This window comes from Candidatus Poriferisodalis sp. (assembly GCF_965208895.1).
GTDB lineage: Bacteria > Actinomycetota > Acidimicrobiia > Acidimicrobiales > Poriferisodalaceae > Poriferisodalis.
The window spans coordinates 456,210-468,894 of sequence record NZ_OZ242363.1 but is presented as its reverse complement, the minus strand read 5'-3'; the positions used below and the strand labels follow the sequence as shown (position 1 = coordinate 468,894).

Genomic DNA, 12,685 nt, shown 5'->3' with positions numbered 1-12,685 from the left:
TCAACTGAGCTGAGGGCCGTGGTGCGGTCCATATACTCATGGACATGGCCGACGCCGCGGACCCTCTCAGCGATCTCCGGGACCACATCGACCGGCGATTCGACCAGGTGGACGCCGAGCTTCGAGACGTCAAGCGGATCGTGGGAACCACGAAAGTCGAAACCTCGGCGCTGATCGACGAGGTCGCGAACATCAACCGAAAGCTGCTGAGCCAAGACTAGCTCGCCGGGCAGCACCCAAGTGCGCATGCGTCCGGGTGCGGTACGAGGCGACCGACGGTCGGCCGATCAGCACGCAAGCCTGCCGTCTCCTCGACGAGATCAGCCAGCGCCTCAACGAACAGCGGGTGGGTGCCGACCGAGCGGGCACGCACCATGGTGATGCCTGAACGGGCCGCAGTCGCACGGGCGGTGCTGTCGAGGTCGACCAGCACTTCCATGTGGTCCGAGACGAAGCCCAGCGGGACGACGAGGACGGCACGGCAGCCTTGCGAGCCGAGCTGGGCGAGGCGGTCGTTGACATCAGGTCCCAGCCACGGCACATGCGGCGGACCGCTGCGGGATTGGTAGACGACCTCGATCTCGCCGGAAAGGCCCGCCACGTCGGCGACGGTCGCCGCGGCGTCTGCGAGTTGCGCCTCGTAGTCGCACGTTGCCGCCATCCGGCTGGGCAGGCTGTGCGCGGTGAACAGGGTGTGTACGTCGCTGCGAAGGTGTGCGCCGTCGAGCGCCTCACTGATGCGCTCGGCGACAGCCCCGGCGAATCCGGGGTGATTGCCGTAGACGCGCACCCGCGAGAGCTGAGGTGCGCCGGGCACCTCGCTTGCTGCCCGTGCGAGATCCTCGTGGTACTGGCGGCAGCCCGAATACGAGCTGAACGCGGAGGTCACGATCACGGCGGCGTGTCGGCGAACCTCGCCGACCATCTGGCCGACCGTGTCTCGCAGGTACGGATGCCAGTTGCGATTTCCCCAGTAGCACGCCAACGGCGTGCCCCGGCGAGCGAGCTCGCCAGACACCGCCGACAGCAAGGCGCGATTCTGCTCGTTGATCGGGCTCACGCCGCCGTGACGCAGATACTGCGCCTCAACCTGGGCGAGCCGCTCTGGCGGAACGTCGCGCCCCCGGGTCACGTTGTGCAGAAACGGCCTGACGTCATTGGGGCCATCAGGTCCCCCGAACGACAGCAGCAGCACCGAATCGATGGCTGCAGGCCCCAGTGTCCGCTCTCGTGGGGCACTTCGGAAGTGCAGCACCGTCGCAGGTCTGCTGTGCCCGGCGCTCGCAGCTCGAGCCACATCGCTCGGCTGGGCCACGAGCACGGGCTCGGCGTGTGCGCGAGCCGCCGCCGGCTGATCAGCGGCCTCACCACCGCCGACAGTCGCCAGCGCAACGGCACGCGTGCGCCCGGCTGCGATCAGCAGGGGAACCGAACACAGGGCGACCAGCATCGCTGCCACGATCGTGGCTCGGTAGCCGGCCCCGTCGATCAGCAAGCCGGCGAGTGGGGGTCCGGCGAGTCCGCCGACTCCGGCGGCGGTGTACAACGCGCCCAGGACGCCGCCGAGTCCAGCAAGCCCGAAGAGTTCCGCAGCCACGGCCGGAGACAGCGCGATGAACCCGCCGTAACTGCCGCCCATCACGAATGTGTAGATCACCAAGACCGCGTAGTTGTCGCCGGCGAAGAGCCAGATCAGATAGCTCAGCCCCATGATCGTGAACGAGAACTGGTAGAGCCGCATGAGCGGCAGCATCGTGCCGAGCGCGCCGAGCACCAGCCGGCCGAGCAGCGACGCCAGACCGATGATGCCGATCAGCCATTGACCTCCCGGTTTGCCGAGGTCCTCCAGGTAGTCCTTGATGAAGATGATGGGGACGAACAGGCTGGCGCTGAGCAGGAGCATGGACAGGTACAGCAGCGTGAAGCTCCGGTTGCGCGTGAGCCCGCGCAGCGACGGCATCTCGCTCTGCGGTGCCGGATTGGGAGGTCGCCGAGCACCGATCGCAGCCAGCAGCAGCAATGCCGTCGCTACGACAGCCAGCACTTGAAAGGTGTCCCGCCAGCCGGAGAGCTCGACCAGCCATTCCGCCGTCAGGGCCCCGACGAGCTGACCCAGTCCGATGCCCGCAACTGCCACGCCGAGCGCTGCTGTGCGGTGCCGCTCGAACCACCCGCCGACAACCGAGACCATCGGGACATACGCGCACGCCACGCCGATTCCCACACCGATCACGTAGGTGACCGTTGCCAGCCATAACTGCTGAGCCACGCTGGTCGCCCACAGTCCCGCTCCCAGGGCGACGGCGCCTGCCACCAGGACTCGCCGGGGCCCGTAACGATCGCCGAGGCGCCCGGTGAACACCCCGAGCACGAAGTAGATGAACGTTGAGACGGCGAAGAGCAGCGAGGTGACGCCAGTGCCGATGCCGAATTCGGCCCGGATCGAGGCGAGTACCACGCCGAAGCTGTACTGGACGCCGAAGACGGCGAAGGTGGCAAGCGACGCAGAGAGAGCGACTCCCCACCCGGCGGCGGAATCCAGCCCGGGGCTGCCGGCCGTGCCGGACGTCGGGCCATTTGCGGGCTGGGAAGACGACGTGGTCATACTGGGTCTGGGCTGCCCCTCGACGCACGAACGCACCGCTGCAGCGATTGCGACGCGAACGGGCACATTACTGCCGTACGGTGAAGGCCGTATGGAGACTGAGGTCATCGAGCGCCCCGACACCCGCACGACCGATGGCGACCACGATCGGTTCTCGCACTATGTCGACAAGACTGCGCTGACCCGCTCAGCGGTCAGTGGCGAAACCGTCGTGGCGCTGTGCGGCAAGAAGTGGGTGCCCACCCACGACGGCGAGCGCTACCCGGTATGCCCGGCGTGCAAGGAGATCTATGCCGGGCTGCGGAGCTGATCCGCGAAATTGGCTGATACGCCTTCCCGGTCGCGGGCTAGCCTTGGCTGCATCGTGACCGCACCATCCGTCGGCACCTCCGAATGCCGCCTTGGAGCTCCACCTCAGTGAGCACCGCCAAGCGCGCCGGGCCGTCGAGCGCAGGCGCCTAAGCCCTATGGCGGACACCCAGGTGCGGATTCACGTTCCGGGCAACCATCTCATGGTCGGCGTGCTCGGCCAGCGCGATGAGCACCTGCGGCTCGTCGCAGACCATTTCGCCGATGCCGACATCCATGTGCGCGGCAACGAGATCACTGTCGCCGGCCCCAATGCGGCGCTCGTCGGTCAGGTTTTTGAGGAGATGGTGCAGGTCCTCGAGGCCGGCCAGCGCATAGAGCCCGAGGTGCTCGACCGAGTCATCGACATGGTCGAAGCCGACGAGAGCCCCAGCGACGTGCTGTCCGCCCCGATCCTGCGCGCTCCCAATGGCAGGGTGGTGCGTGCCAAGAGCGCCGGCCAGAAGCGCTACGTGGAGCTCGTGCGCTCCAACACCGTCACGTTCGCAGTCGGGCCTGCGGGCACCGGCAAGACCTGGCTCGCGGTGGCGCTGGCTGTCGACGCGCTGATGTCGAAGGCGGTGCGGCGCATCGTGCTCACCCGCCCCGCAGTCGAAGCGGGCGAGCGGCTCGGGTTCTTGCCGGGGGACCTGATGGCGAAGATCGACCCGTACCTCGCTCCGCTGTATGACTCGCTGTACGACATGCTCGATGTGGAGACTGCCGGCAAGCTGCTCGAACGCAAGACCATCGATGTGGCGCCGCTGGCATTCATGCGCGGCCGCACCCTCAACGACAGCTTCATCATCTTGGACGAGGCGCAGAACACCACACCCGAGCAGATGAAGATGTTCCTGACCCGCATCGGGTTCGGCTCCAAGGTGGTCGTCACCGGCGACCGGACCCAGATCGACGTGCCCGGCGGCAAGAGCGGCCTGCTCGACGTCGAACAGGCGCTGGACGGGATCGGGGGGCTGGCCTTCGCTCGTCTCGGCCGGCGGGACATCACCCGCCACCGCATCGTCGGCGACATCGTGGCGGCATATGACCGGCGTGACGCACAGCGCAACGGCGGCGAGTGAACCGGCCGCGCAGCGGCGCTCGGAAGCGAGCGGCCCCTCGCCGGCCGATGCCTGCGCGCACCTCAGCCGCGAGGGCTCCGGCATCGGCGAGCACAGCGTGCTGATCGCTGACCGCCAGAGCGATGTGCAGATCGACTCTGAGCGTTATCGCGTGCTCGTGTGCCAGGTGCTGGAAGCCGAGGGGGTGCCGCCGGGCTCCGAGACCGCCGTCACGTTCGTCGGCTCCGACGAGATGGCACGGCTGAATGAGACCCACATGGGCCACGACGGGCCGACCGATGTGCTCGCGTTCCCGCTGGACCTCGTGTCAGGCGCGCAATCGCCCGGCGATCGGGGGGCCGGCCCCGTACTGGCAGGTGACGTCATCGTGTGCCCAGCCGTCGCGGCGTCGAACGCCCCAGCAGGAACCCGATCGCGCCCAGGGCACGACGGCAGCATCACCTCGGAAATCGATGTGCTGGTCGTGCACGGCGTGCTGCACTTGCTCGGCATGGATCACGCGGAGCCCGACGAGGCTGCGGCCATGCGCGCCCGCGAATCGGAACACTTGCACAGCTTGTGGAGCCGTCCATGAACTGGGTGCTGGGTGCCGTCGCAGCAGCGATCCTGCTCGCGGCGGCCATGTTCCTGCGATTGATCGAGGCGACGTTCGTGCGCCTCGGACGGGCCCGCGCCTCCGGGCTGGACGAATCCAACGGGGCCAGTGAGCGCCATAACGGCGACAGCGACAACGGGCATGCGAGCGCGCCGACCAAAGCCTCGCTGGAACAGCTCGTTGCAGACCGCGAGATCGTGCTGGGTCCCGTTTCGCTGCTGCGGGTCCTGGCCCAGGTGACGTTGGTGGGCGGCGTCACCTGGATCGCCGCAAACCGCACGGGCCCGGCGGGCATCATCGTCGCGATGGCCGTGACGGCGAGCGTGCTGTTCTGCGTGACCGAGGCGATGCCGCGGCGCTGGGGAGTCGAGGCCAACGACCGGATGGCCCGGGTGCTCGCGCCCGTCGCTCGTGTACTGGCCCGCACAGGGCCGCTCGCCTGGGTTGCGCGCCTGCTCGCGTTCCCGGCGAGGGCGGTCGGACCTGCCGCAGCGCAGGGCGACAGCGGCGAGGTCACCGAGGACGAGTTGGTGGCGCTCGCCTCGGCTGCGGCGCAAGCCAGCCTGATCGAGGACAGCGAGGCCGAGCTGATCGGTCAGATCATGGAGCTCGGGGACACGATCGTGCGCGAGGTGATGGTGCCCCGCCCCGACATGGTCACCGTCGGTCTCGATGACAGCGTCGCCGATGCGCTGGAGCAGGTCATCGCGTCGGGCTTCACCCGCTTGCCGGTGACCGCCGCCAGCGTCGACGACCTGCGGGGAATCGTGCTGGCGAAAGATCTCGTCGCCGCCTACCTGCACGGCACGCCTCCCGATGGGTCGGTCACGTGCGCGCAGGTGCTGCGGCCGGCCACGTTCGTGCCTGAGACGAAACGGGTCAGCGACCTGATGCGCGAGATGCAGGAGTCCAAGTCTCACCTCGCCATCGCCGTCGACGAGTACGGCGGCGTGGCCGGATTGGTCACGCTGGAGGACATCATCGAAGAGCTCGTCGGCGAGATCGCTGACGAGTACGACGCCGACGAGGCGCTCATACAGGTCGTCGGCGACGATGCGTTCCTGTTCTCAGGCCGGCTGCCGGCGTCACGGCTGGCCGAGGTGCTCGAGCTGCGGTTGCCGGCCGGCGACTGGGACACGGTCGGCGGCCTGGTGCTCGACCGCATGGGTCACGTGCCCGAAACGGGAGAGACCACCGAACTCGACGGCTGGTGCCTGTCTGCGCTCGAGGTGGCCGGCCGGCGCATCAACCTCGTCGGCGCCCGGCCCAGTACTGGCTCACACAGTGCCGGCTCACACAGTGCTGGCTCAGACAGTGCCGGCTCACACAGTGCTGGCTCAGACAGTGCCGGCTCACACAGTGCGGGGACCGGCGGTTCGGGCCCGCCGGGTGCCGGGTAGCTCTGGGGGAGCGATGCGCTCAGGCTTTGTGACCCTCGTCGGGCGCCCCAACGCGGGCAAGTCCACGCTGTTGAATTGCCTCGTCGGGGCCAAGGTCAGCATCGCCTCCGCCAAGCCGCAGACCACACGTCTGCGCGTCATGGGTGTGCGACACCTGCGGGACGCGCAGATCGTCTTCGTCGACACGCCCGGCATCGCCAAACCGGTCACGTCCTTGGGCGAGCAGCTCAACGAGACCGCACGCACGGCCATCACCGACCTCGAGCCGGTGGACGTGATCTGCATGGTCCTCGACGCAACCGCCCCGCTGGGCCGTGGCGACCGACTGATCTGGGAGTCGCTGCCAGCGGGTGCGTCCACCGTCGTTGCGGTCACGAAGTGCGATCGGGCGTCGAGAGCTCAGGTGGTGGCCCAGCTCGCTGCCGCAGCGGAATTCGATGCCGGCGCGTACTTTCCCGTCTCGGGGACCACCGGCGACGGCACTGATGCGCTGGTCACCCACCTCGCGGCCGGCCTGGCTGAAGGCCCGGCCTATTTCCCCCCCGAGAGCATCACCGACTTGCCCGACGCGTGGCGGATATCCGAGGCGGTGCGCGAGCAGCTGCTGGCACGGCTGGACGACGAGCTGCCCTACAGCATTGCGGTGCGTGTCACCGACTGGGAGCCGGATCGTATCCGCTGCGACATCGCCGTGGAGCGGCCCTCCCAGAAAGGGATCGTCATCGGTCGGGGAGGACGGATGCTCCGCGATGTCGGGACGGCAGCACGCCGCGAGCTCGGTCTCGACGGCGTGTACCTCGAGCTGCGAGTTCGCGTCGAGCCGGACTGGCAGCGCACCCCTGATGCCGTCGCCCGGATGCTCGCGCCCGAAGCACCCTCGGGCCCGCACGGCTGAGGTCTTCAGGCTCAGCAAACATTCCGCTCCCGGATGGAAACGAGAAACTCGATCGCCTCGGCCTGGTCCACGCTGCGACGCATGGGCGGGAGCGGGTCGAGCAGGCGAGATCGGTATCCGGCGGTAGCGAGCCGTGAGTCGAGCACCGCCACCACCCCGCGATCGGTGGTGGTGCGTATCAGCCGGCCCACGCCCTGGGCCAGCAGGTCCGCGGCTTTGGGCACATCGACGGTCATGAAGGCGTCGTCGCCGGCCGCCTCGCGCCGCGCCGCGGCCAGCGGTTCATTCGGGCGGGCGAACGGCAGTCGGTCGATGGCCAGCAGGGACAGTGCCGGGCCGGCAACGTCCACCCCCTGCCAGAAGCTCATCGTTGCGCAGACGACGGTCGCCGGGTCGTCGCCCAGCGCCTCGAGGAGCGCAGTGTTGGACAGGTCGCGCCCCTGACGGAGCACCCGGATGCCGCTGACCTGTTCGGTAAGTGCGTCTGCGGTGTCATGCAGGGCGCGCCAGCTCGTGAAGAGCGCGAGCGTGCGGCCCCCCACCGCCGAGACCAGTGCCGCCAACTCCCCGGTCGCTGCGGCGCGGTACGCCTCTTGGGTCGGCGCCGGCAGGTGGCGGGCGCAGTACAGCAGCGCATGGGAGGGGTAGTCGAACGGGCTGTCCACCGAGAGATAGGTGTGATCAGCGGCGGGCACACCGAGTCGCGGGACAAAGTGCGGGCCGAGCGTCGCGCTGGTGAGCACGCATGCCTGGCGGCCCCACAGACGGCTGGCCAGCAGATCGCCCACGTCAAGCGGTGCGAGGCGGAGCTGTCCCCGCCCTTCCACCAAGATGACGGTCCCGGCGGGCGGGCTGGCAGCCATCCGCAGCGCAGTGAGCGACTCGGCCGCCAGCCGGCTGACGCGCAGCCGTTCCAGGTCTGGCGAATCATCGCCGGTGGGGCGGCGCAGATCCGACGCGAGCTGCTCGACACGCCCATCGGCTGCTTCGAGCAAGCTGGCCAAATCGCCGGTGATCGCGCCCAGACGGGTATCGCGCAGCGGCTCGAGTTCGCTGGCGAGGCGTGCTGCCACGTCGGCCACGGCATCGGCCGCGGTGCCGCCTGCGCCGACTGCCCGAGCCTCGGCGGCGAGCCGCACGAAGCCTGCGGGGGTGAGTTCCATGCCCGCCACCTGGGTCACCACGGGTTCGAGTTGGTGCGCTTCATCGAACACCACCGCGTCGTGGGGTCCGAACAGGTAGCCGTCGCCGAACAGGTCGATGCAGTACAGGTGCTGGTTGGTCACGACGATTCCGGCCCGCGCCGAGCGGGCACGAGCCTCCTCGGCGAAACAGTGGTGGCCTTGGGGGCAACGCTCGGCGCCGATGCACTCGGTACTGCTCACCGACACCGACGACCACACCCGCGCGTCGGGCGCAACGGTCAGCTCGGAACGGTCGCCGGTACGCGTTCGGGGCACCCACTGCTCGATGTCGGCGAGCTGACGCTGGCGCGCCAGTTCTGCGGGGGATGCGGGGCCGCCCGCGAGGTCGAAGTGCTGCTGCGCATGCTCGCCGAAGCGGTGCCGGCAGAGGTAGTTGTTGCGGCCCTTGAGGACTTCCCACCGCACCGGGCGCCCGAACCGCTCGGCCATGCCGGCGGCCACGAGCGGGAGGTCCTTGCTGACGAGCTGATCCTGCAATGCCAAGGTCGCAGTGGCGATGACGACGCGCTTGCCCGCGGCCGCAGCGAGTGCGGCGGGCACCAGGTAGGCGAGCGATTTGCCGACGCCGGTGCCCGCCTGGCACAGCAGCGTGCCCCCGTCGCAGATTGCTTCGTGCACGGCGGCTGCCATCTCGGCCTGACCGGTTCGCTGCTCGCCGCCGCCAGGGAGCTCGGCGATGACCTCGTCGAGCGCCGCAGCGGCGTCGGCGATCTGCGCCGCAGGCGAATCGGGAGCTGGGGAAAGGTCCCACGGCTCGGCAGTGGGGTCGTCGGACATCTGCCTCCTGACGGTCGGGGGTTGCCGGCTGACCCAACCGTAGGAGACGAACCGCCGGCAATCGTGTGGGTTTGTGAAATCGGGCGCACTCGCCCGCGGCGGCAGGGGTTCTACCCTGCGCAGTGTGAATTCGGGTGCGGGAATCGACCTGTCGCGCCTGCCGACCCACGTGGCCTGTGTGATGGACGGCAACGGACGCTGGGCCCAAGCGCGCGGGCTGCCGCGCACCGAGGGCCACGCCGCCGGCGAGGAGGCCCTCATCGACACCGTGGAGGGCGCGGCCGACATCGGTCTGCAATGGCTCACCGTGTATGCGTTCAGCACGGAGAACTGGCGGCGCCCGCCGTCAGAGGTCCGCTTCCTGATGGGCTTCAACGAGTCGTTGCTGGTGCGGCGCAGCCATGAGCTGCACGAGCAGAACGTCCGGATCCGCTTTGTCGGGCGGCCGGACTCCCGAATCCCGCGGCGAGTGCGGGCACGCATCGACGAGGCCGTCGAGCTCACTGCGGCAAATTCGGGCCTCACCTTTACGGTGGCGTTCAACTACGGCGGCCGAGCCGAGATCGTCGATGCGGCGGCCGGGCTCGTGCGCTCCGGCGTCCCCGCGGACGAGGTCGACGAGGCCGCGCTTGTGAAGCACCTCTACGACCCTGAGATGCCCGAGGTCGACCTCATGATCCGGACATCGGGCGAGAACCGCTTGTCGAACTTCCTGCTGTGGCAGGTGGCATACAGCGAATTGGTGTTCACCGACACGCTCTGGCCCGACTTTCGACGCGGGGACCTGTGTGACGCCATCTGCACCTACCAGGCCCGCGACCGCCGATTCGGCGGCCTGAATCGCTGACCCGCACGTCTCGCATTGCGGCACCACCTCGCTGCAGCCATCACTCGAAACAGCGAAGGGGATACCCCCACAGATGCAATACCGGGACCGGGGAGTGGTGCTGCGCACCTTCAAGCTCGGCGAGGCCGATCGGATCATCACGATCGTCACCTCCGAGCACGGCAAGGTGCGTGCGGTGGCGAAGGGATCCCGGCGGACGCGCAGCAAGCTGGCCGGCCACATCGAACCGCTGCGCCACGTCGATCTGCAGCTCTACCGGGGACGGGGCGAGCTCGACATCGTCACGGGCGCGGTGACGCTCGACCGCTGGCCGACATTGCGTTGCGACCTTGACCGGCTGGGTACCGCCATGACGCTGGCGGAGGCCGTGGACCAGTCGGTGCACGATCGTGGGGACGACCCCGTGCCCTACCAGATGCTCACCGGAGCATTGCGCCGGTTGGACCAGTCCCACTCTGAGATGCTGCTGCCGGCATTCCTGCTGCGACTGCTGGCCCACGAGGGGACCGCGCCGATGCTCGAGGGCTGCGTGGTGGGCACCGGCTGCGAGGACGCGCCCATCGTGGCATTCGACCCCGCACAGGGCGGCGTGACCTGCGAAGTCCACCGGCGGGGACGCCAGCTCTCGGGAGGGGCGCTCGAGATGCTGCGCTTGATCACCGAAGGCCGGGTGAATGCCGTGCTTGACCTCGAGCCCTCCTCCGACACCCACGAGGTCGCAGCGGTCGTCACCCGCATGTGGGAATACCACATGGAAAAGCGACTTCGCAGTGCTGACCTGCTGGGCTGAGGGGCCAAGGACACGTGCCAGAAGGCACAGATGCCATAGCGGAGGAGGCGGCAGGAGACTCTGCGACGTTGCGACCGGTTCCCGATCGGGCGCAACGTGATGAGCCGATGACGTCGGCAAGAACTGCGGGTAGGTGCGCATCTCTCGCTTGCTGGATCGCGGGAGCAGAGGGTTCTGCCGCCTCCTCCGCGGGCGCACTCGTCTAGCGGAACATCTTGGAGCGACTCTGGGGGTTCTCGACGCTCTGATGCAACCGCTTGAAGCGCTTTTCCGCACGCGTATCGGCCGTCGAGCGCCACCACCTGCGGCCGCGCCAGAACGCCCCGGCCAGCGCCAGCAGCCCCAGCACTACCTGGGTGCGAGCCAGCCCGCGGCACAGCGGGTGGCGGCTCTGTGGCGGCTCGTAGATGGTGCCGGTGGTGCGAGCCGTGACATGAGCGGTCGATATGGCATCGCGTAGCTCGTCGAGATCCACGTCGGGCGGGACCAGGCTCAACGGCGGTATCGCGCACGTCCAGTCCACTTCGCCCTCCCGGATGTCCTCGTAAGGACCGCCAAAGACGGGCATCGGCACCAGCAAGACCGCGATGCCCAAGAAGGCGCACAGGAAGACCACGGTGGTGTCACGCAGCCGCATGCCGTCAATGCTAATGAGCGCGGGTCTCTCGCCGGGGCACGAAGTCCGGCCGGCCCATCGGGGCGAAATTCATCCCGGCGGCCCGCACGACCCTCAGTACCCTTGCCGCCCGTGACTTCGCCCACCAGCGCTGAGCCAGCGCCCGACACCGATTGCGAGCCCGCGGCCGATTCCGCGCTGTTCGACAAGATCGTGAACCTCTGCAAGCGCCGGGGAATCGTCTTCGGCTCAGCGGAGATTTACGGCGGCTTTCGCAGCGCGTACGACTACGGCCCGATCGGTGCGCAGCTGCTGCGCAATGTGAAAGACGCCTGGTGGCGCTCGATGGTTCAGATGCGCAGCGACGTGGTGGGCCTCGATGCGTCCATTTTGGGCCCGCCCCAGGTGTGGGAGGCCTCGGGCCACCTGACGAACTTCAGCGACCCTCTGGTGGACTGCACAAGCTGCAAGACGCGCCACCGCGAAGACCAGCTCGACGACCCCGACCAGTGCCCCAACTGCGGCGAGCGCGGCACCTTCACTGAGGCCCGCGCCTTCAATCTCATGTTCCGCACCCAGGCCGGCCCGGTGGAGGGCGCCGGCGCGGAGGTGTACCTGCGGCCCGAGACTGCCCAGGGCATGTTCGTGAACTTCAAGAACATCCTGGAAACCAGCCGCAAGCGACCGCCCTTCGGCATCGCGCAGGTAGGCAAGTCGTTCCGCAACGAGATCACGCCGGGCAACTTCGTGTTCCGGACTCGCGAGTTCGAGCAGATGGAGCTGGAGTTCTTTGTCCCGCCCGCTGAGGCGCAGCAGTGGTACGAGTTCTGGCTGGCCGATCGGTACCAGTGGTACGTCGACCTGGGCATCCCTGCGACTCACCTGCGGCTGCGGCCTCACGATGCCGACGAGCTCAGCCACTACTCCAGCGGTACGAGCGATGTTGAGTTCTTGTTCCCGTGGGGCTGGGGCGAGCTCGAGGGCGTGGCCAACCGCGGCGATTACGACCTGCGCCAGCACGCCTCCCATTCGGGCCAGAAGCTGGAGTACTTCGACCAGGCCAGCGGCGATCGATATGTGCCACACGTGATCGAACCCGCGGCTGGAGCGACGAGGGCGCTCATGGCGTTTCTGCTCGCCGCATACCGGGAAGAAACCGTCAATGACGATCTGCGCACGGTGCTGGGACTCCACCCCCGGCTTGCGCCCTACAAGGTGGCGGTGCTGCCGCTGTCGCGCAAGGAGCCGTTGGGGGCGCTGGCCGGCGAGGTGCTGGCGATGTGCCAACCGCACTGGATGTGCGACTACGACGAGACCCAGGCCATCGGGCGCCGCTACCGCCGCCAGGACGAGATCGGCACGCCACTGTGCGTCACGGTCGACTTCGAGTCCATCGACGATCGCTGCGTGACCGTGCGTGACCGCGACACGATGGCCCAGGACCGGGTGCCGATCGCGTCGCTAGTAGACCATCTCGCAAGCCGCTTAGATCTCTAGCGGCACGAGACGGAAACGAGCCGGCGCG

At 68.4% G+C, this 12,685-nt stretch carries 12 protein-coding genes; 9 read left to right on the top strand and 3 right to left on the bottom strand.

All coding sequences use genetic code 11. From position 1 onward, the window contains the following. Positions 1 to 44: 44 nt before the first annotated feature. On the top strand, positions 45 to 221 hold the full coding sequence (locus tag ACOGJB_RS02170; protein ID WP_419839193.1) for a hypothetical protein: 177 nt from the start codon (positions 45 to 47) through the stop codon (positions 219 to 221). Here the strand turns inward: ACOGJB_RS02170 and hemH are convergent. Continuing rightward, positions 218 to 2,605, bottom strand: a complete 2,388-nt coding sequence (gene hemH, locus ACOGJB_RS02165; RefSeq protein ID WP_419839192.1) for a ferrochelatase — start codon at positions 2,603 to 2,605, stop codon at positions 218 to 220. The genes ACOGJB_RS02170 and hemH overlap by 4 nt on opposite strands. 91 nt (positions 2,606 to 2,696) lie before the next feature. Between hemH and ACOGJB_RS02160 the strand changes: the two genes are divergently transcribed. The 5 genes from ACOGJB_RS02160 (at position 2,697) to era (ending at position 6,925) form a co-directional block, all read left to right on the top strand. Then, complete coding sequence (locus tag ACOGJB_RS02160; RefSeq protein ID WP_419839191.1) at positions 2,697 to 2,915, top strand: DUF3039 domain-containing protein; 219 nt, start codon at positions 2,697 to 2,699, stop codon at positions 2,913 to 2,915. A gap of 157 nt (positions 2,916 to 3,072) precedes the next feature. Further along, entirely contained in the window at positions 3,073 to 4,035 is a 963-nt protein-coding gene (locus tag ACOGJB_RS02155; RefSeq protein ID WP_419839190.1) for a PhoH family protein, read from the top strand. Further along, entirely contained in the window at positions 3,998 to 4,609 is a 612-nt protein-coding gene (gene ybeY / locus ACOGJB_RS02150) for an rRNA maturation RNase YbeY (protein ID WP_419839189.1), read from the top strand. The genes ACOGJB_RS02155 and ybeY overlap by 38 nt, the downstream gene beginning before the upstream one ends. Continuing rightward, positions 4,606 to 6,030: a transporter associated domain-containing protein gene (locus ACOGJB_RS02145; protein ID WP_419839188.1), complete on the top strand. Its 1,425-nt coding sequence runs from the start codon at positions 4,606 to 4,608 to the stop codon at positions 6,028 to 6,030. Before ybeY ends, ACOGJB_RS02145 begins: the two co-directional genes overlap by 4 nt. 13 nt (positions 6,031 to 6,043) lie before the next feature. Next, the gene (gene era / locus ACOGJB_RS02140) at positions 6,044 to 6,925 is read left to right on the top strand and encodes a GTPase Era (RefSeq protein WP_419839187.1); all 882 of its coding nucleotides are present in this window, start codon (positions 6,044 to 6,046) and stop codon (positions 6,923 to 6,925) included. A gap of 11 nt (positions 6,926 to 6,936) precedes the next feature. On the opposite strand, the gene ACOGJB_RS02135 is transcribed toward era, so the two are convergent. Beyond that, on the bottom strand, positions 6,937 to 8,907 hold the full coding sequence (locus ACOGJB_RS02135) for an ATP-dependent DNA helicase (protein WP_419839186.1): 1,971 nt from the start codon (positions 8,905 to 8,907) through the stop codon (positions 6,937 to 6,939). Between the two features lie 124 nt (positions 8,908 to 9,031). On the opposite strand from ACOGJB_RS02135, the gene uppS reads away from it, so the two are divergent. Continuing rightward, positions 9,032 to 9,754 carry a polyprenyl diphosphate synthase gene (gene uppS, locus ACOGJB_RS02130; protein ID WP_419839185.1) on the top strand — a complete coding sequence of 241 codons (723 nt, stop codon included), beginning with the start codon at positions 9,032 to 9,034 and terminating at the stop codon, positions 9,752 to 9,754. A gap of 73 nt (positions 9,755 to 9,827) precedes the next feature. After that, positions 9,828 to 10,544, top strand: coding sequence for a DNA repair protein RecO (gene recO, locus ACOGJB_RS02125; protein WP_419839184.1), 717 nt, complete (start codon positions 9,828 to 9,830; stop codon positions 10,542 to 10,544). A 202-nt stretch (positions 10,545 to 10,746) separates the two neighbouring features. On the opposite strand, the gene ACOGJB_RS02120 is transcribed toward recO, so the two are convergent. Further along, complete coding sequence (locus tag ACOGJB_RS02120; RefSeq protein ID WP_419839183.1) at positions 10,747 to 11,181, bottom strand: hypothetical protein; 435 nt, start codon at positions 11,179 to 11,181, stop codon at positions 10,747 to 10,749. 111 nt (positions 11,182 to 11,292) lie between these two features. On the opposite strand from ACOGJB_RS02120, the gene ACOGJB_RS02115 reads away from it, so the two are divergent. Next, positions 11,293 to 12,657 carry a glycine--tRNA ligase gene (locus ACOGJB_RS02115; RefSeq protein WP_419839182.1) on the top strand — a complete coding sequence of 455 codons (1,365 nt, stop codon included), beginning with the start codon at positions 11,293 to 11,295 and terminating at the stop codon, positions 12,655 to 12,657. The last annotated feature ends 28 nt before the right edge of the window (positions 12,658 to 12,685 follow it).